Genomic DNA, 17,955 nt, shown 5'->3' with positions numbered 1-17,955 from the left:
AGGCATATTAGAGGGCGTGATCGATGCGGATGTCAATCGGAGCAGCAGGGATCTCGGCCGTCTTGACCGGCACGGATACCCCTTCGAAGGCTCCTTCCTTGTTCATCACATTGCCACCACGCGAGAGACGCGCCTTGAACTGCAGTTCTGGATACGCTTCCAGCTTGCTGCCCTCCATCATGGCGTCACCATCCCCCAGTGAAAGGGTGACAGGCAGGGTTGGCCCAGCGATACGTTTCACCGCGATGGGCATGGGTGGTCCGTTGGGCACCACGGCAAAGACGAAGAGGTGAGCATCTTCCGGCATCTGGATGCCCGCAGCCAGCGTGATGTGGATGGGGAACTCTCCCTCATTAACGTCAGACTGCTTTACCTGCTCTGTTCCCGTTTTGGCTGCGCCTGAATTCGTCACCTCTATGCCACGCTGCTTGAGCTGCGTGCGGGCATACTCCATGGAGCGCTCGACCATCACATAACGGGGAGAGCCTTTTTCCATCAAGGGCAACATCGCCTGCCAGCGAGACAGCGCGGTCTGGAAGTCCTCTTTCTGCAGCGCCATAAAGGCATAGACGGAGCGCGCCTCGATATTATCAGGCTCCTGCGCGATGGCTGCACGCAGCAGTGCATCGGCCTGCACCTCCTCCCCCGTCATCATCAGCGCTTGGGCATAGGGCACCGCCACCAGCGATTTCTGGGGGGCAAGCGTATAGGCCCGCTCCAGCGCCTCGCTGGCCATCTCGGGATCATTGCCATCCAGCGCCAAGCGCCCCAGCAGCAGCCAGCCGCGGTAGTCATTCGGTTCATCCTTGAGGCGGGTACGCAGTGCCAGCGTGAAATCCAGCAGATCCTGCTCGGTCACCTGGGCATCGCGTTCCACCAGAATGCGGTTGCTCAGCTCGCCAAGACGGCTGCTGGCATCTTGCCAGCGACTCACCTCTTGCCAGGAGCCCAACTTGTAGTAGAGCCCCAGACTCACCACCAACAGCACCAGCACACCCGGGATCCAGATCAGACTCTTGCCACTGCGGGCAGTCTGCTCCACATCAGGGATATCATCCAAGAGACTTCGTTGCAGCTCGACCAGCGAGTCGGACTCCTCAGCCAGGACACCCTGCTCGCGCTCTTCGCCAATCTCCAGCAGCCGCTGGCGATAGAGCTGTTTGTTGAGCGCCGAGCGACTGATGCTCTGTTTGCCTTCACCACGCCACAGCGGCACGACGAGCGCCAGACTCACCAGCACCAGCAAGCCTGCAATAACTATCCAAAAAGCGGTCATTGTTTCTCTTCCTCTTTGAGCAGCTCGGCCAGTCGGCGCTGCTCCTCCTCGCTCAAGGCGTTATCCAGTTGTTTTTTCACCGCAGGGGGTCGGCGGCTGCGCATCACGACCACGGCGCCACCGATCAGGATCACCAGCAGCGGGCCGAGCCAGAGGATCAGGGTGGAGGCCATCAGGGGCGGGTTATAGAGGATAAAGTTGCCGTAGCGGGCCACCATGTAATCCACGATCTCCTCTTTATCCTTACCCTCGCGCACCATCTGGTAGGTCTTGTCGCGCAAATCCTTGGCCAGCCCCGCATTGGAGTCGGCGATATCCTGGTTCTGACACTTGGGGCAACGCAGCTCCTTGGTCAGTTCGCGAAAGACCTGCTCCTGATTGTCGTTGTCGAAGGTGTAGACATCGATAGCGGCCATGGCCGGCGCTTGCACCACCCATCCCAGCAACAGCAGCAGGGAAGCAATAAATACTCTCATCAAGACTCCCCTCACTTCATGGCATCAAAGATGGGTTTGAGGGTCGACGCCCAGTTCTCGGGGTTGATATCCCCCACGTGGCGATACCGGATGATCCCCTTGCTGTCGATAAAGAAGGTCTCCGGCGCGCCATATACCCCGAGGTCCAGCCCCAGCATGCCGTCCGGATCATAGAGGTTGACCTGATAGGGGTTGCCCAGCTCTGCCAGCCATTTGATCGCCTTGTCGCGCTCATCCTTGTAGTTCATGCCGATGATGGGAATACCCTGCCCCGCCAGCTGTTTGAGGTAGGTGTGCTCGCCATAGCAGGTCGGGCACCAGGTGGCCCAGACGTTGAGCAACATGGGGCGACCGGTCAGGATGGTGCGATCGTGCTGTTTGCCTAGATCGTAAATGTCCTGCAGGGTGAACACCGGCACCTCTTTGCCCACCATCACAGATTCGAGTTTGGTCGGATCGGAGTAAAGTCCCTTGAACAGGAACACCGCCCCCAGCAAAAAGACGATAAAGGGGATTAAAAACAACCAGGTCTTTTTGTTCATGCCTTGGCCTCCTCCTCACGACGGCCGAAACGGTAACGCTTGTCCAGCATCGCCAGCACGCCACCAATGGCCATAAAGACGCCGCCGAACCAGATCCAGCGCACGAACGGCTTGTAGTAGATCCGCACCGCCCAGGCTCCGTTGTCGAGCTGTTCCCCCAGCGCCGCATATAGATCGCGGGTGATACCGGCATCGATGGCCGCTTCGGTCATCGGCATCCGGCTCACCTTGTACATCCGCTTCTCGGGCTTGAGCAGGGCGACCTGCTTGCCATTGCGGTGCACTTCCAGCACGCCCTTGAAGCCATCGTAGTTGGGGCCGTTCTTCTCCTTGATCCCGGCAAAGACGAACTCGTAATCGGCAAAGTGCACCCGATCACCCGCCTGCATTCGCAGATCCTTCTCGATGCTGTAGTTCTGGGTGCAAGCGATACCAATGATGCTGACTGCCAGCCCCACGTGGCCGAGGATCATGGCCCAGTGGCTGTTGCCAAGCTTGCGCACACCGACTGCAAAGCTGTGCTTGTGGGTCGCTCGCGCCCAGGTCTCCTGCACGCTGGTGACGATGATCCAGGCCCCCAGACCAATCCCTACCGCTGCCCACGGCTTGAATGTTTCGGCAAAGAGCAGCGGCAACAGCAAGGCTGCGGCCAGACTCAGCACCAGTGCCACGACCACCTTGCTTTTGAGTTCCCCCAGCTCCTGACGACGCCAGCGAAACAGCGGGCCAACCCCCAGCAGCAGGGCAAACGGGATGATCAACCAGCTGTAGATGTGGTTGAAGAAGGGAGTACCGATAGAGATGCTCCCCAGCCCCAGCTCCTTGTGCACCAGCGGCAGCAAGGTGCCGAGCAGCACGGTCAGCAGGCCAGCCACCAGCATGATGTTGTTGCAAAGCAGCAGGGTTTCGCGACTCCACAGCTCATGCTTGCCGTGGCTTTTCACCTGCGAACCTTTAAAGGCAAACAGCAGCAAGGATGAACCGATCACCGCCAGCAGGAAGCCGAGAATAAACAGGCCGCGGGTCGGGTCGGAGGCAAACGCATGCACCGACACCAGCACGCCGGAGCGCACCAGGAAGGTACCGAGCAGGCTCAGCGAGAAGGCCGAAAGGGCCAGCAGCACGGTCCACGCCTTGAAGGTGGCGCGCTTCTCGCTCACCGCCAGCGAATGCAGCAGAGCGGTACCCGCCAACCAGGGCATGAAGGAGGCATTTTCTACCGGATCCCAGAACCACCAGCCGCCCCAACCGAGCTCGTAGTAGGCCCACCAGGAGCCCAGCACTATGCCGAGGGTCAGGAATACCCAGGCCGCCATGGTCCAGGGGCGCGACCAGCGGGCCCAGGTTGCATCAAGACGACCGGTCATCAATGAGGCTATGGCGAAGGCAAATGCCACCGAGAATCCTACATAACCCATGTAGAGCATCGGCGGATGGAAGATCAGACCCGGATCCTGCAGCAGCGGATTGAGGTCACGGCCATCGACCGGAAAATAGGGCAAGGTGCGGGTGAAGGGATCAGAGGTGAACAGCACGAACGCGGTGAAACCGACCGAGATCAGCCCCAACACGCCGAGCACCCGCGCCACCGCATCGAGCGGCAGACGGCGGCTGAACATGGCTACCGCCGCAGTCCAGCCACCCAGGGTCAGTACCCACAGCAGCAGGGAACCTTCGTGGGCCCCCCACACCGCCGAGATACGATAGGCGAGCGGCAGCAGGCTGTTGGAGTTAGTGGCCACATACTGCACGGTAAAGTCGTTATCGATAAAGGCCCAGGTCAGGCAGAGAAACGACAGCAGCAGCAACAAAAACTGGGCATAGGCGAGCGGACGAGCCGCCGACATCATGCCAAGACGCCCCCGACTTGCGCCAAGCAGCGGATAGCTACCCAGCAACAGGGAGGTGGCAAAGGCCAGGATCAGCGCAAACTGTCCTAATTCCGGGATCATGGCTTATTCCCCTTCAACTGCGCATCGGTGTATTCCGGTTTGAAGTGCATGCCACTGGTGGCATCGGCCACTTCTGGCGGCATGTAGTTTTCATCGTGTTTGGCCAGTACCTCGAACGCTTCGACCGTGGTGGCATCCTTGAGAGTTCCTTGCGCCACAATCCCCTGCCCCTCGCGGAACAGATCCGGCAGGATGCCATCAAATTGCACCATCACCTGATGACCACCATTGTCGATCAGGTTGAAGCTAACCTTGAGACTGTTCGGATCGCGCTTGACAGTGCCGGGGACCACCAGACCACCAATGCGCAGGCGCTGCCCCTCTTCCGGTTTGATCTTGTCCGGCCCCTTCCCTTCCACCAGCTCGCTCGGGGTATAGAAGAGGTCGATATTCTGACTGAGGGCGTAAAGCACCAGGCCGCTCACGGTGGCGAGGCCCAGGGTGATGGCCAGAATGATGGTGAGGCGTTTTTTGCGTCTCGGGTTCATAGGGTGTTCTCCATCTGCCGGGCCGCCTTGCGACGGCTCTCGCGTGCCTGCTTGCTGCGTAACTCATTAAACAGACGACGGGTTTTCATGCGGGTAGAAATGATGATACCGACCAGACAGAGCAGGGTCAGACCGAAGGAGAGCCAGACGTAGAAGGCGTAACCGCCCATCGCCAAAAAGTGACTGAATGAGGCAAAGTGCATGCTTACTTCTCCTGTTCGGCAATCTCTTGAACCCAGGGACGATGCCACTCCCGCATCAAGAGCTCGTTTCGAAAACGCATCAGGGTAAGGGCCCCGAGAAAGGTAACAAACGCCAGGATCATGATGAGCAGTGGCCAAAGCATCTCGGGAGAGATGGAGGGTTTGTCAAACTTGGTGATAGTGGCCCCCTGGTGCAAGGTGTTCCACCACTCCACCGAGTAGTGAATGATGGGGAGGTTGATCACCCCCACCAGTGCCAGAATGCCGGCAGCACGGCCAGCAACCACCTTGTCACTGAAGGCGTTGTAGAGGGCAATCACGCCGAGATAGAGAAACAGCAGGATCAGCTCAGAGGTGAGCCGTGCATCCCACACCCACCAGGTTCCCCACATGGGCTTGCCCCAGGCGGCACCGGTAAACAGTGCAATAAAAGTGAACACAGCGCCGACAGGTGCGATAGCCGCCACCGTCATGTCCGCCATCCGCAGTTGCCATACCAGCCCGATAAAGGCGGCAACTGCCATGGTGGAGTAGGCCCCCATCGAAAGAATGGCGGAAGGAACATGGATATAGATGATCCGGAAGGAGTCACCCTGCTGATAATCGGCGGGTGCAAAAGCCAGTCCCCAGACAGTGCCGATGATGAACGATAGCAGACTTATCACAGCAAACCAGGGCAACAGGGTCCCAGCCAGCCGATAGGCCCGTTCGGGTTTAGCGTAAGGGTGCAACCATTTCCACATAACTCACAAACCTTTTTGTTATTAATTGTTTGGCGAGGCCTAACATACTGACCTCGGGGTAACATCAAATACCTCGAAAGCAATAAGCGGCAATCCGCTTGATCCATCGCAACTTTATTTCTGGAAAAGAATGCCCCATGCGAAACCATGTTGCGTTCTACCAATAGATCATCAGTTAAGACTGACCCTCAATGCGGCCGAAACGGCCAACGGCGTCAGCGTCAGGGCACCAACCAGCATGGCGGCCAGAATGGCAAGCTGTCCGCCATAGGGCAAGCCCATCCCCGCCGCATCAATTGCAGAGGTGGCAAAAATCAGTACCGGAATATAGAGCGGCAGGATAAGCAGACTGAGCAGCACTCCGCCCTTGCGCAACCCGACCGTCAGGGCAACCCCGACTGCACCGAGCAGGCTCAGCACCGGTGTGCCGAGTGCCAGAGTGGCGACTACCGCCAGATAACTGTTCATATCCAGCGATAGCAAAATTGCCAGCAAGGGCGAAATCAGCAGCAGCGGCAATCCAGTCAGTAACCAGTGAGCAATCACTTTGGCCAGCGCCAGCAACCCGAGTGAATGGGGCATCAACATGATCTGCTCCAACGAACCGTCGCCAAAGTCGTCGCGAAACAGTCGCTCCAGCGACAGCATGGCCGCCAGCAAGGCTGCCACCCAGATGATGCCGGGAGCAATGCGAGCCAACAACTTGGGCTCAGGGCCGATACCGAGTGGGAACAGGGTGATGACAATAAGGAAAAACCAGAGCGGGTTAAGAATATCTGCACGCTGGCGCAGGGCCATCAATAACTCGCGGTGGATCAAATACATGACGGCACGCAACATCGAAACTACTCCTGCAGCAAGGGCGTAAGCGAGAGTGTTTTCAGTCGACCCTGCATCAGCGTCATATCCTGATGAGTGGTGAGGATCACCATCCCCCCCCGCTCGGCATGAGCCAGAAACAACCTCTCCAGCACCTTGACCCCCTGCTTATCAATGGCGGTAAAAGGCTCATCCAGGATCCAGAGAGCCGGTTTGTCACTGAGCCAGAGCCTGGCCAGAGCCACCCGACGCTGTTGACCTGCCGAGAGCTGTCCGGTCGGGTTCTCTTCAAAACCGGCCAACCCAACCTGGGCAAGCACCTGCCACAAATCCACTGTCTGCCGGGATACATGATGCAGCTTCTGATAAAAGGCGAGATTTTCGAGCGGAGTCAAGGCAGCTTTGACCCCGGGCTGATGACCGAGATAGAGCAGATTGGCATGGTACTCATCACGGCAATGGCGAATATTTTCACCATTCCAGCACACTTCACCGGAAAACGGCTGAGACAGGCCAGTCAGCAGACGCAGCAGGCTGGTCTTGCCAACCCCGTTGGGACCTTCAATTTGCACCAGATCACCGGGAACTACCGCAAAGGAGAGATGTTCAAACAGAGTGCGATCTTCACGCACGCAGCTCAGATTGTTAACTTGAAGCAGCATGGAGATTTTTTCAGAGAAAATGAAGCGGCTTGCATCTTAACACAGTATTGGAATACGTCTTTTCCAAGATGCCCTTCATCCACTGTTTTTGTGGAGAAGATCGCGCACAAGGAAAAATAGGCGTGGAAAATGATGACAATCAAAGGCATCCAAATAGATCAAACTGGAAACCTCATAACAAACCAGTATTAGCAAATAACTATTCTTCTCGATCACTGTACATGGCGCTCCATGAAAGAGCGCCATACATGCAACAGAAAAAATTCAGGAAGGCAAGTTGCCTTCCTGAATCATCAAGAGCGGCCTTTTCGCAACGATATCAAGAGCTCGGCTTCTGCCTTTGGCAACTCGCACTCACTCATGACCTCATCAAGGTCGGCGCCCAGTTCGACCATCTTGGCCGCTCGACTGTAAAGCCGTCGCTCGGGATCCTGCATGGTCAATTCTTGCTGGCGTTCATTGACCTGCTGCATCGCCCCTTCTACCGACTGTAACCGCTGTCCCATGCCGATGGCGCCGGTATGAAGCTCCATCATCTGCTTGCGCAAGCTTTCCAACTGACCTTGCAGCGTTGCCACACTAGCCTCGGACTCCTGCTTGCTACGCTTGCTCTTGAACCAGATATAAGAGGCAAACGCCAAGGCAATCAGGGACAACCCCAAGGCAACCATCTCGATTATCAAAACATCACCTTACTTATCAGAGGGAACCGATATCTTCCCACTCTTCATCGGAGAGCAGCTTGTTCAAGTCAACCAGGATCAGCAGTTGCCCATCACGGTTGCTGACCCCCTGAATGAACTTGGCGCTCTCTTCGGTACCTACAGCTGGAGCAGCATCGATTTCGGAAGATTTCAGATATACCACTTCTGCCACGCTGTCGACCATGATGCCAATCACCTGCTTCTCGGCTTCGATGATCACAATCCGGGAATTTTCGCTCACATCGCCGGAAGGCAGACCGAAACGGGAACGGGTATCGATGACAGTCACCACATTGCCACGCAGGTTGATGATCCCCAGTACGTACTCAGGCGCACCCGGCACCGGTGCAATTTCGGTGTAGCGCAACACCTCCTGAACCTGCATCACATTGATGCCGTAGGTTTCGTTTTCCAGCTGGAAGGTTACCCATTGCAGCACTTCATCTTCGGCCAGATTCTGTGCGATATTGCGCTTTTCTGTCATGTTTTTATTCCTTTTATGAAAACGTCTACTGCTAAAACTAGCAATAAAACAGCTCGATTGCAGAAGTTATCAGCGACCTTCTATGTTAACCCCACGCTCCAGCAACAAGAGCAGTTCACGAACGTGTAACAGGGCACACATTTTTTCTTTGACCATGCCCGCCAACCAAGGGCGCTTGCCCTCCTGATGGCGCCATTTAACCTGGTCACGGTGTAACAATTCAGTCCCTTTGAGATGGTGGCAGGCTAATCCCCACGGCGATTCACCAAGCATAATCAGATACTTGTAATCATCCATCTCGAGATGCTGACCCGGCATGACCCACTGGGCGGTATCGACCACATTCATCTTCTGCTCGCGAGAGGTCATGATCCCCTTGTACCAGCCCGGCTGGCCAAACAGGGAGGTGATCTCGCCCAACTGGTGAATACCACCAAGCTCGGTCAACGGCACCGCAAACGTCACGCCCGCGACTTCAAAAAAGAGGGCCTGAAACTCTTTACCGGTATCGATATTCTCCCAAGTGACAGGTTCAGTGGCTTCTACCGGAGCAACCTCCAGCGCAGTTTTAGTCAAGATGGTGGTGTGGGGCTCTGCAACTTCGGGCAGCAGCACCTCCTCAGGCCATTCAGGCTCTACCGGCAACAATGACTCCTCGGCCACAATCTCCAATGGGGCCGTCAGTGTCACCTCCTGGGTGAAGGCATCATTTTCAAACTGAACTTGTCCCACCTGAGCCAACAGTTCGCCAAGCTGGGCAAGGCGTGGATCACTTTCCAAATAAGGTGCAGCAACCACCTCGGGGACGCTGTGGGGCTGACGTTGCAACTGTAAAACAGGGGCGGATTGAACCTCTTCCACCTCATCCAGCACCAGCGGCTCATCGAGCAGCAGGGAGTGGAAATAGTCATCCATCGCCCGTACTTGAATGGTATCTCTCATGCCGTCACCTCATGAACCCGTTGCCGCTCAAGGGCATCAAGATGGTTGAGCAGCGTCTCATAGGCATAGGTTCCACGACTCCCGGGAGAATAGATAGACGGGGGGATATGCAGCAAGCTGGCATCCCGAAACTTGGTATCAATAGGGATCACCGCATTCCACACTGAATCTCCATATTGATCCTTGATCGACTTCAAGGTCATCAGAGAGGCACGGGTGCGCTTGTCGAACATAGTCGGGATCACGGTATAACGGAATTTGTCACGCTTGGAACGCTGCATGATCTCGAATGTCTTCATCATCCGCTCCAATCCTTTGAGAGCGAGAAACTCGGTCTGAACCGGCACAAGAATACGATCGCAGGCAGCCAGCGCATTGACCATCATCACCCCAAGCACAGGCGGGCAGTCGATCAGCACATAATCATATTGATCCTGAATGCGCAGCAGCGCCCGCTTCAGCACCAGCCCCATTCCCTCACGATTTCCCATTACCCGATCAAGAGTCGCCAGGGTAATAGATGCGGGTAGTAAATTGATATTCTCGAACTTGGTCTTGAGCGTCAGTTTATTGACAAGCTCGGCTGTCGGTTTGACAGCTTGAAACAACTCATAGAGGGTTCCATCCAGACGATCTGAATCAAAATCAAGATATGCAGTCAGCGAGGCGTGAGGATCGGTGTCAATCAACAGCACTCGCTGACCACGCTGGGCCAGGATCCCGGCAAGCGAGACCACTGTGGTGGTTTTACCCACACCACCTTTCTGGTTGGCAACCGTCCAAACAATCACTGTATCAATCCTGCCTTGTTGTTATACGTATGCCGCCACCGGGCAAAGAGATAACCTTTATCTCTCCAGCATCCACCGCCTGCTGCACCACAGGAACCGGTTCGGCAACCACCGGGGGCTTTACCGCCACAGGAGCTGGCGGCACCCAGGCGAATTTGGAAATTGCGACCACAACCTTGCGATTTTGCAGCCGGCCTTGCTCAGTGCTGTTATCGGCAAAAGGGGAAAACTCGCCATATGCCTCAAAGGCCAGACGCTGGGGTGCGATGCCATCAGCAATCAAGCCATTGAGCACCGCTTCGGCCCTCGCAGCAGAAAGCGCCCAATTAGAACGATAAATTTCATTATTTATCTGTTGGTTATCTGTATATCCTCGGACCCTTATATAGTTATCGACCGGTTTGAGAATACTTGAAAGAGTATTGATTACCGGTGCAGCATTCGGTCCCATAAAGGCGCTGCCACTGCCAAACAGCAGACCTGAACTGAGTTCCACAGTCAGCCAGTTCTCGTCTTGCGTCATTTTGACTATCCCGGCATCCACCAGTGACCCCATGCTCTCTTGCAACTGCATATCAAGTTTGGCAAGTGTCGTGCCATCTTGCAGCACAGGGACACCAGAAATGGGGGCAAGTGAAGGAGAGGGGGACGTTGCGCTTTCCAGCAACGAGGGGGAGGCAGAAACAGCATTCTCCAACAGTGAATTGCCCTGCCCCTCCAGCAGACCATCACTGCGAGACTGCATGACACTGAACGCCTGACTCATGCCATCTATCACCGCACGATATTTGTCCTTGTTCACCAGCGCAACAGAGTAGAGCACCACAAACAGAGCAAATATCAGCGTCATGTAATCGGCATAGGAGACCAGCCAACGGTCAAGGTGTTCACGCCCCTGCAAGTGCAAACGATAGCGCTTGCGCATGGCTACTCTCCTTTCAAATAGGCCCTGAGCCGACGTTCAACCTGTAAACCATTCTCACCATGGGCAATGGCTAACAGCCCTTCCAGGGTCATCTCCTGAAACAGTGCATAGTGATAGTGAAACGCTCGCAACCGGTTGGCTATCGGTAGATAGATCAGGTTGGCAAACCCGACACCATAGATGGTTGCCACAAATGCCACTGCGATGCCAGCCCCCAGAGCAGATGGCTCTTCAAGATGAAACATGGCCTGGATAAGGCCCAAGACAGCGCCGATAATCCCGATTGTCGGACTATATCCCCCCATGGCTTCGAACACCCGGGCCGCATGTTCATTACGCTCCTGCTCGATATCGATATCGGCTTCGAGCAACATGCGAATATCCTCCGTGGAGACACCATCGACAATCATGTTCAACCCTTGGCGGGTAAAATGGTCCTCCTCCTGCTCAGCCTGATTTTCGAGGGCCAGCAGCCCCTGCTGGCGTGCAAAGGCAGCCCAGGATTGTAGCCGTTCAGCCTGGGCAGAGAGATCCTGCCGTGGCGGATTGAAAATCCATAGACACTGGCGCAATGCCAGCAAAACAAACTTGGCAGGGGTCTGCAATGTAACGGCACCAACTGTACCGCCAAGAACAATGAGAAAAGCAGGCCCGTCCAACAACGTCAACAGGGAGCCACCATGCCACAGCTGGGCAATAGCAATAGCCCCCAGTGCGAGGAGCAGACCGAGCAAGCCCATGATTAGCGCCCCAACTCAACCAGAATACGCTGGGCCACCTTGTCCAGAGGAAGTGATTCACTGGCAATACCTGCCTTTGCAACCGCTTGAGGCATGCCATATACCACGCAGGAAGCCTCATCCTGAGCCCAGATTGTAGAGCCCTGCTCTTTCAGCAGTCTGGCACCATCACGGCCATCAGCCCCCATACCGGTTAGCACAATCGCCAATACCTTGTCGGCATAGGTCTTGGCAGCAGAGGCAAAGGTAATGTCCACGCAAGGCTTGTAATTTACCTTGTCGTTGCCATCAACGATGCGAATACGGGCGCCTGCACCACGACCCTCCAACAGCATCTGCTTGCCACCGGGGGCCAGGTAGGCATGGCCCGGTTTGAGGACGTCTCCATCCTCGGCCTCCTTGACACCTATCTGGCATAACCCGTTTAGACGGGCAGCAAAAGCTGCGGTGAAGGTGGCAGGCATATGCTGGATAAGCAATATTGGGTGAGGAAAATCCCCTGGCAACTTGGTCAGCACATTTTGCAAGGCTACCGGGCCGCCGGTAGAAGTCCCGATCGCCACCAATTGATAACTCTTGCCACTTCGCTTGAATGAGGCACTTGGCACAGTGCGTTGCAGGTCAGGCTGACGCTCTGAAGATCTGGGCGCAGTGCTACCCAGCGGAGCACGAGCAACCGGTTCAGGTGCTTTGGGGCGAGCAGCGGATGTCATCAGGAAGCGCTTGCGGGAGATCTCTTTCACCCGTTGTTGCAACAGTCTGACCGCTTCGTCCTTGTCTCTGGCAATGTCTTCAAATTTTTTGGGCAAGAAGTCAAGAGCACCGGCGTCCAGTGCATCCAGCGTTGCCTTGGCGCCTTCATGAGTCAGGGAGGAGAACATCAGAATGGGAGTTGGACACTTGGCCATGATCTCCCGCACTGCACTGATGCCATCCATCACGGGCATCTCGATGTCCATGGTGATCACATCAGGGCGCAGCGACATGGCCTTGTCTACGGCTTCACGCCCATTCTGAGCAGTATCTATCACCGTCAGCATGGGATCCTGATTGATTATCTCGCTCACCCGGCGGCGAAAGAAGCTCGAATCGTCGACAACTAATACCTTGACTGCCATTGTTATTTTTCTAACTCCTTGGGCCTGAGCGATTAATGTCTACGCGCATATGCTTTGAGCAGACTCGGTACATCCAGAATAAGGGCAATACCGCCATCGCTGGTAATGGTTGCACCAGCCATCCCCGGGGTGCCTTGCAGCAGATTATCGAGCGGCTTGATCACCACCTCTTCTTGACCAATCAAGCTGTCGACCACAAACCCGATTTGCTGAGTGCCAATCTGCACGATCACCACATGCCCGGTATCCTGACGTGAGCGCTTGTTGGTACCACGGATCAACCACTTGTGTAGATAAAAGAGGGGAATCGCCTTATCACGCACAATGATGGTGAGCTGACCATCGACCATATTGGCCTTTTTCAGATCCAGATGGAAGATCTCGTTCACACAACCAAGGGGAAGAGCGAAGGTCTGCTCACCCACTTCAACCATCAGGGTCGGCAGAATGGCTAGCGTCAACGGAACCTTGATTTCGAGACGGGTGCCTTTCCCCCAGGTAGAATCGATGTGCACTGACCCATTGAGGCTGACAATACTGGTTTTAACCACGTCCATTCCGACACCACGGCCAGAGATATCGGAGATCTCGGACTTGGTCGAAAATCCGGGGGCAAAGATCAGGTTATAGGCATCGTTATCACTCATGCGCGCGGCAGTATCTGCATCCAGCACACCGCGGCTGATGGCAATAGACTTGAGTTTTTCCGGGTCCATCCCGGCGCCATCATCCTCAATGCAAAGCAGGATATGATCGCCTTGCTGGGAGGCGCTAAGGGTGATCGTCCCTTGCCGCGGCTTGCCCGCTTTCTCCCGCACATCCGGCATTTCGACCCCGTGATCGCAGGAGTTGCGAACAAGGTGAACAAGAGGATCGGCGAGCGCCTCCACCAGGTTTTTGTCGAGGTCGGTCTCTTCCCCAACCATCACCAGCTCAATCTCTTTTTTGAGGGTTCTGGCCAGATCACGTACCACGCGCGGGAAACGACCAAATACCTTCTTGATTGGCTGCATGCGGGTTTTCATCACCGCACCTTGCAGGTCAGCCGTTACCACATCCAGATTGGCAACCGCCTTTGACATCTCTTCATCATTACTGGCAATACCCAGACTCACCAGCCGGTTACGAACCAGTACCAACTCACCTACCATGTTCATGATGACATCGAGAGTCTTGGTATCCACCCGCACCGTCGTATCGCTTTGCACGGCACTGTTTTCGGCAGGAGCTGGCGTAGCCTTGGCGGCAGGAGCTGATGCCTTGGCTGCTTCGGCAGGTTTTGCGGGGGCAGCCTGTGCAGGTTTGGCTACAGGCGTTGTCGGTTTGGGCGCAGTCACCGCGGCAGGTGCGGCAGGTGCGGCAGGTGCGGCAGGTGCGGCAGGTGCGGCAGGTGCGGCAGGTGCGGCAGGTGCCATACTACTCTGAGGACCTTGGCCACGACCATGCAATTCATCAAGCAGACGCTCAAACTCATCATCATCGATAAGCTCGTCCACCTCTTTTTGCACCGATTTCAGAGGATTCACCTCTGGCGCCCCCATGTGCTGTCCCTGGCCATGGAGCTGGTCCAGCAAGGCCTCAAACTCATCATCGGTGATATCGCCAGATTCGCCAGCAACAGTCGCTCCTGGCGCACTCTTGGCTGGTGTGCCCCCTACGCCATGCAGCTCATCCAGCAGACGCTCGAATTCATCAGCTGAAATCTCGTCTATGGATCCGCCCCCGTTAACAGGAGCAGGATCGCTGGCCTGGTTTATCGGTTCAACAACCTCGGGGTCGGAGAGAACATCAACAACAGGAGTGACAGCCTCCTGCTCCATGGCAATAGCGCCACTTGTCGCGGTTCGGAGTTGCTCTTCTCCTTCAGGCTTGCACAACTCGTGGAGGTCATGGAGCAGATCATCAGACGCAGGACTTGGCGCTTCACGGTTTTGTACTTGGGCGAACATGACGTTTATGGCGTCCAGCGCTTGCAGGATCACGTCCATCAGTTCGGCAGTCACGGTTCGCTTGCCATTACGCAAGATATCAAATACGTTTTCAGCGCCGTGGCATACGTCAACCAACTCCCCCAAAGACAGGAAACCGGCACCGCCTTTTACGGTATGGAAACCGCGAAAGATGGCATTTAACAGATTCTTGTCATCAGGCCGCTTTTCCAAGTCGACCAGTTGCTCAGACAACTGTTCCAATATTTCGGATGCTTCGACCAGAAAGTCTTGCAGTATGTCTTCATCAACTTCGAAGGCCATGCGTCACTCCATTAGAATCCCAAGCTAGACAGCAGATCGTCCACATCATCCTGACCATTGACTACATCGGCACGCGCCTCTGGATTCATGATTGGGCCTTCGGCTTCAATCCCGTTCACAGGGAGAGTACGAGTTGAATGCTCAGCTGCAGCCTCACCAAACATAGTCAGCATTTCTATTAATTTTGTTTCAACTTCCTGAACCAGTTTTATGACCTTGCGGATCATCTGGCCTGTCAAATCCTGAAAGTCTTGTGCCATCAGAATTTCTGTCAGCAGTTGTCGTAACTTATCGGCATCTGACTCAGAAGCCTTAATGAAATCATCAAGTTGATGGCATAAGGACTTAAACTGCCCCACGCTCATATCCCTGGACATCAGTGCATTCCAGTTGGGCATCACCAGCTGGATATTATCATTCAGGCGATCCGCTATTGGCAGACTGGCCTCTACCGCATCCATGGTGCGATTGGCAGCCTTGTCGGTCATATCTATGACGTAATTGAGGCGCTCCCTCGCATCGGGAATGTCATGGGTGGCCAAATCGGGAATTCGGGGGTCGAGACGAAATTCTTGAAGTGAGTTATGCAGTTGTCGGGTCAGCTGACCAACTTTTTCAAATAGATCGGCTGCGTTGGGGGCACATACATTGGCAAGCAGTTCATCGGCCAGCTCGAATTCACCTTGCTCCAGATGAGCAACAAGCATCCTTGCCTGGTCGAGCGAAATCATTGCTTTCGTTTTGGCCATCATCCCTGCTGCTCCTTAGCCAAGGCGTTCAAAAATTTTGTCGAGTTTTTCTTTGAGCGTTGCTGCAGTGAAAGGCTTGACGATATAACCGTTAACGCCGGCTTGCGCGGCTTCGATGATCTGCTCGCGTTTGGCTTCTGCCGTCACCATCAGTACCGGCAGATGCTTGAGCTTTTCATCGACACGAATGGCTTTCAGCAGGTCGATACCTTGCATGCCTGGCATGTTCCAGTCGGTAACCACAAACTGGAAATCACCATTTTTCAGCATCGGCAATGCTGTGTTGCCGTCATCCGCTTCATGGGTATTGTTGAACCCAAGGTCGCGAAGCAAGTTCTTGATAATCCGGCGCATCGTTGAAAAATCGTCAACAATGAGGATTTTCATGTTCTTGTCCAAAATTCCCTCCTCAATAGCCACCTCAGTGGCTCACTTACATGATGCTAAAAACGGGTTGTGTCATGCGGATTATGCCTTAGAGTTTCATCTCAGTGTAGCCAGTACAAACACTTATAGATGCCAATCTCTCAAACGAGCACGTAGTCTGTGCATTGCCTGACTATGTATCTGACTCACGCGCGACTCACTCACATTCAAAACCTCGCCAATTTCACGTAAATTCAGCTCTTCATCGTAGTAAAGAGAGAGAACCAGGGCTTCTCTCTCCGGTAAGCGACCAATTTGCTCCGACAGTTGAATTTGAAATCGTTCTGTGGCCAGTTCATCAAACCCCGAGCCTGACGGAGCTTCATCAGGGTTACCGATCACATCCTCACTGACCCCCAGATCCTCGATACCGATGATCTTGCCACAGGAGACATCCTGCAGCATGACATGATAATCAGCGAGAGAGACCCCCATTTGCGCTGCGACTTCCGCGTCGCGAGCATCCCGTCCATTGGCTTGCTCCACATTTTCGATCGCTTCGGCAATCGCTCTGCTGTTTCGATGCACGGAACGGGGCACCCAATCACCACGCCGGATCTCATCCAGCATGGCACCACGGATACGAATCCCAGCATAGGTCTCGAAACTGGCTCCCTTGCTACCATCAAAGTTCCGTGACGCTTCGAGCAGCCCAATCATACCTGCCTGTATCAGGTCATCCAGCAAGACACTGCTTGGCAGGCGAGCCAGCAAATGCTGGGCAATCCGCTTGACCAGTGGAGCATGGCGCTCTACCAGCAGATAGGAATCCTGATGACGCAAGTACGCTTGGGCTTTATTCACGGGAACCTTCCTGTGTGGTGGCCTGAGTCTGCAACAGATTCTCCAGGAAAAACTCCAGATGACCGCCAGGCTGGTTTGGTACCGGCCAGCTAGCTGCTTTGTTGGCCAATGCGCGGAAAGCCAAAGCCGCCGGCGACTTGGGAAACGCCTCGACAATCAGTTTCTGCTTGCGCACGGCTGCACGCAGATTGGTGTCATAAGGCACGCAGGCAACCAGTTCCAGTGACGTATCGAGGAAACGATCGGTTACCCGGGTCAGCTTGGCGAAAAGCTCCTGCCCTTCACGCAGGCTGCGCACCATATTTGCCACTACCTTGAAGCGAAATACACCGTGCTCTTTGGAGAGGATCTTGATGAGGGCATAGGCATCGGTAATGGAAGTCGGCTCGTCACACACAACCACCATGATGTCCTGCGCAGCACGGGTGAAACTCAACACCATGTCCGAGATCCCCGCCGCCGTATCCACCATCAGAATATCGACCTGGGTCTTCATCTCGCTGAAGGCGCGGATCAGTCCGGCATGTTGTACCGGCGAAAGCTCGACCATAGACTGGGTCCCCGAGGTTGCAGGCACAATCATCATGCCGTACGGTCCCTCAACGATAATGTCGTCGATCGTGCACTCGCCTGCCAGCACGTGAGAGAGATTGCGATGAACCCGCAACCCAAGCATGACGTCAACATTTGCCAGACCAAGGTCAGCATCCAGCACCATCACCCGTTTGCCTTGGGCCGCCATGGCTCCCGCCACGTTCAGGGTCACGTTGGTCTTGCCCACGCCACCTTTACCACCGGAAACGGCGATCACTTTTACTCGATTGTTTTGACGCATTTTGCGCAGACCACTCGCCTGATC

General features: G+C 55.1%; 21 protein-coding genes. All 21 read right to left on the bottom strand.

Annotation, left to right across the window (positions count from 1 at the left end; all coding sequences use genetic code 11):
• Positions 1–7: 7 nt before the first annotated feature.
• The 21 genes from ccmI to G5315_RS10470 all read right to left on the bottom strand — a co-directional run bounded on the left by ccmI (position 8) and on the right by G5315_RS10470 (position 17,931).
• Positions 8–1,276, bottom strand: coding sequence for a c-type cytochrome biogenesis protein CcmI (gene ccmI / locus G5315_RS10570; RefSeq protein ID WP_421332999.1), 1,269 nt, complete (start codon positions 1,274–1,276; stop codon positions 8–10).
• Positions 1,273–1,752, bottom strand: a complete 480-nt coding sequence (locus G5315_RS10565; RefSeq protein ID WP_017788562.1) for a cytochrome c-type biogenesis protein — start codon at positions 1,750–1,752, stop codon at positions 1,273–1,275. Before G5315_RS10565 ends, ccmI begins: the two co-directional genes overlap by 4 nt.
• Positions 1,753–1,763: 11 nt before the next feature.
• Positions 1,764–2,294 (bottom strand): DsbE family thiol:disulfide interchange protein, encoded by a 531-nt coding sequence (locus G5315_RS10560; RefSeq protein WP_108541339.1) that lies wholly within the window; start codon positions 2,292–2,294, stop codon positions 1,764–1,766.
• The gene (locus tag G5315_RS10555; protein WP_421332998.1) at positions 2,291–4,246 is read right to left on the bottom strand and encodes a heme lyase CcmF/NrfE family subunit; all 1,956 of its coding nucleotides are present in this window, start codon (positions 4,244–4,246) and stop codon (positions 2,291–2,293) included. Before G5315_RS10555 ends, G5315_RS10560 begins: the two co-directional genes overlap by 4 nt.
• Positions 4,243–4,734, bottom strand: coding sequence for a cytochrome c maturation protein CcmE (gene ccmE / locus G5315_RS10550; protein ID WP_005344003.1), 492 nt, complete (start codon positions 4,732–4,734; stop codon positions 4,243–4,245). Before ccmE ends, G5315_RS10555 begins: the two co-directional genes overlap by 4 nt.
• Positions 4,731–4,937, bottom strand: coding sequence for a heme exporter protein CcmD (gene ccmD / locus G5315_RS10545; RefSeq protein ID WP_421332997.1), 207 nt, complete (start codon positions 4,935–4,937; stop codon positions 4,731–4,733). The genes ccmE and ccmD overlap by 4 nt, the downstream gene beginning before the upstream one ends.
• 2 nt (positions 4,938–4,939) lie before the next feature.
• A complete protein-coding gene (locus tag G5315_RS10540) occupies positions 4,940–5,680 on the bottom strand; it encodes a heme ABC transporter permease (RefSeq protein WP_421332996.1) in 741 nt (246 codons plus the stop codon).
• A gap of 171 nt (positions 5,681–5,851) precedes the next feature.
• Entirely contained in the window at positions 5,852–6,520 is a 669-nt protein-coding gene (ccmB, locus tag G5315_RS10535; protein ID WP_216951797.1) for a heme exporter protein CcmB, read from the bottom strand.
• 5 nt (positions 6,521–6,525) lie between these two features.
• Positions 6,526–7,161: a cytochrome c biogenesis heme-transporting ATPase CcmA gene (gene ccmA, locus G5315_RS10530; protein ID WP_216951798.1), complete on the bottom strand. Its 636-nt coding sequence runs from the start codon at positions 7,159–7,161 to the stop codon at positions 6,526–6,528.
• 293 nt (positions 7,162–7,454) lie between these two features.
• A complete protein-coding gene (locus G5315_RS10525; RefSeq protein ID WP_168769852.1) occupies positions 7,455–7,832 on the bottom strand; it encodes a DUF2802 domain-containing protein in 378 nt (125 codons plus the stop codon).
• Positions 7,833–7,860: 28 nt separating this feature from the next.
• Positions 7,861–8,349 carry a chemotaxis protein CheW gene (locus G5315_RS10520; RefSeq protein WP_005343991.1) on the bottom strand — a complete coding sequence of 163 codons (489 nt, stop codon included), beginning with the start codon at positions 8,347–8,349 and terminating at the stop codon, positions 7,861–7,863.
• A gap of 69 nt (positions 8,350–8,418) precedes the next feature.
• Complete coding sequence (locus G5315_RS10515; RefSeq protein ID WP_421254387.1) at positions 8,419–9,291, bottom strand: chemotaxis protein CheW; 873 nt, start codon at positions 9,289–9,291, stop codon at positions 8,419–8,421.
• Entirely contained in the window at positions 9,288–10,082 is a 795-nt protein-coding gene (locus tag G5315_RS10510) for a ParA family protein (protein ID WP_005334696.1), read from the bottom strand. Before G5315_RS10510 ends, G5315_RS10515 begins: the two co-directional genes overlap by 4 nt.
• A gap of 4 nt (positions 10,083–10,086) precedes the next feature.
• Complete coding sequence (locus G5315_RS10505) at positions 10,087–11,007, bottom strand: flagellar motor protein MotB (protein ID WP_216951800.1); 921 nt, start codon at positions 11,005–11,007, stop codon at positions 10,087–10,089.
• A 2-nt stretch (positions 11,008–11,009) separates the two neighbouring features.
• Positions 11,010–11,747 carry a flagellar motor protein gene (locus G5315_RS10500; protein ID WP_227341082.1) on the bottom strand — a complete coding sequence of 246 codons (738 nt, stop codon included), beginning with the start codon at positions 11,745–11,747 and terminating at the stop codon, positions 11,010–11,012.
• 2 nt (positions 11,748–11,749) lie between these two features.
• Entirely contained in the window at positions 11,750–12,865 is a 1,116-nt protein-coding gene (locus G5315_RS10495) for a protein-glutamate methylesterase/protein-glutamine glutaminase (protein ID WP_227341083.1), read from the bottom strand.
• Positions 12,866–12,897: 32 nt separating this feature from the next.
• Positions 12,898–15,117 (bottom strand): chemotaxis protein CheA, encoded by a 2,220-nt coding sequence (locus tag G5315_RS10490; RefSeq protein ID WP_421332995.1) that lies wholly within the window; start codon positions 15,115–15,117, stop codon positions 12,898–12,900.
• Between the two features lie 11 nt (positions 15,118–15,128).
• Positions 15,129–15,869 (bottom strand): protein phosphatase CheZ, encoded by a 741-nt coding sequence (locus tag G5315_RS10485; protein ID WP_216951803.1) that lies wholly within the window; start codon positions 15,867–15,869, stop codon positions 15,129–15,131.
• A gap of 12 nt (positions 15,870–15,881) precedes the next feature.
• Positions 15,882–16,265, bottom strand: a complete 384-nt coding sequence (gene cheY, locus G5315_RS10480; protein ID WP_041234108.1) for a chemotaxis response regulator CheY — start codon at positions 16,263–16,265, stop codon at positions 15,882–15,884.
• A 111-nt stretch (positions 16,266–16,376) separates the two neighbouring features.
• Positions 16,377–17,096, bottom strand: a complete 720-nt coding sequence (locus G5315_RS10475; protein ID WP_216951804.1) for an RNA polymerase sigma factor FliA — start codon at positions 17,094–17,096, stop codon at positions 16,377–16,379.
• Positions 17,089–17,931 (bottom strand): MinD/ParA family protein, encoded by an 843-nt coding sequence (locus tag G5315_RS10470; RefSeq protein WP_408082997.1) that lies wholly within the window; start codon positions 17,929–17,931, stop codon positions 17,089–17,091. Before G5315_RS10470 ends, G5315_RS10475 begins: the two co-directional genes overlap by 8 nt.
• Positions 17,932–17,955 lie beyond the last annotated feature (24 nt).

The sequence above is a fragment of the Aeromonas sp. 603607 genome (assembly GCF_049171595.1).
Taxonomy (GTDB): Bacteria; Pseudomonadota; Gammaproteobacteria; order Enterobacterales; family Aeromonadaceae; genus Aeromonas; species Aeromonas veronii.
The sequence above is the reverse complement of the archived record's forward strand: the minus strand, read 5'-3'. Positions and strand labels throughout refer to the sequence as shown.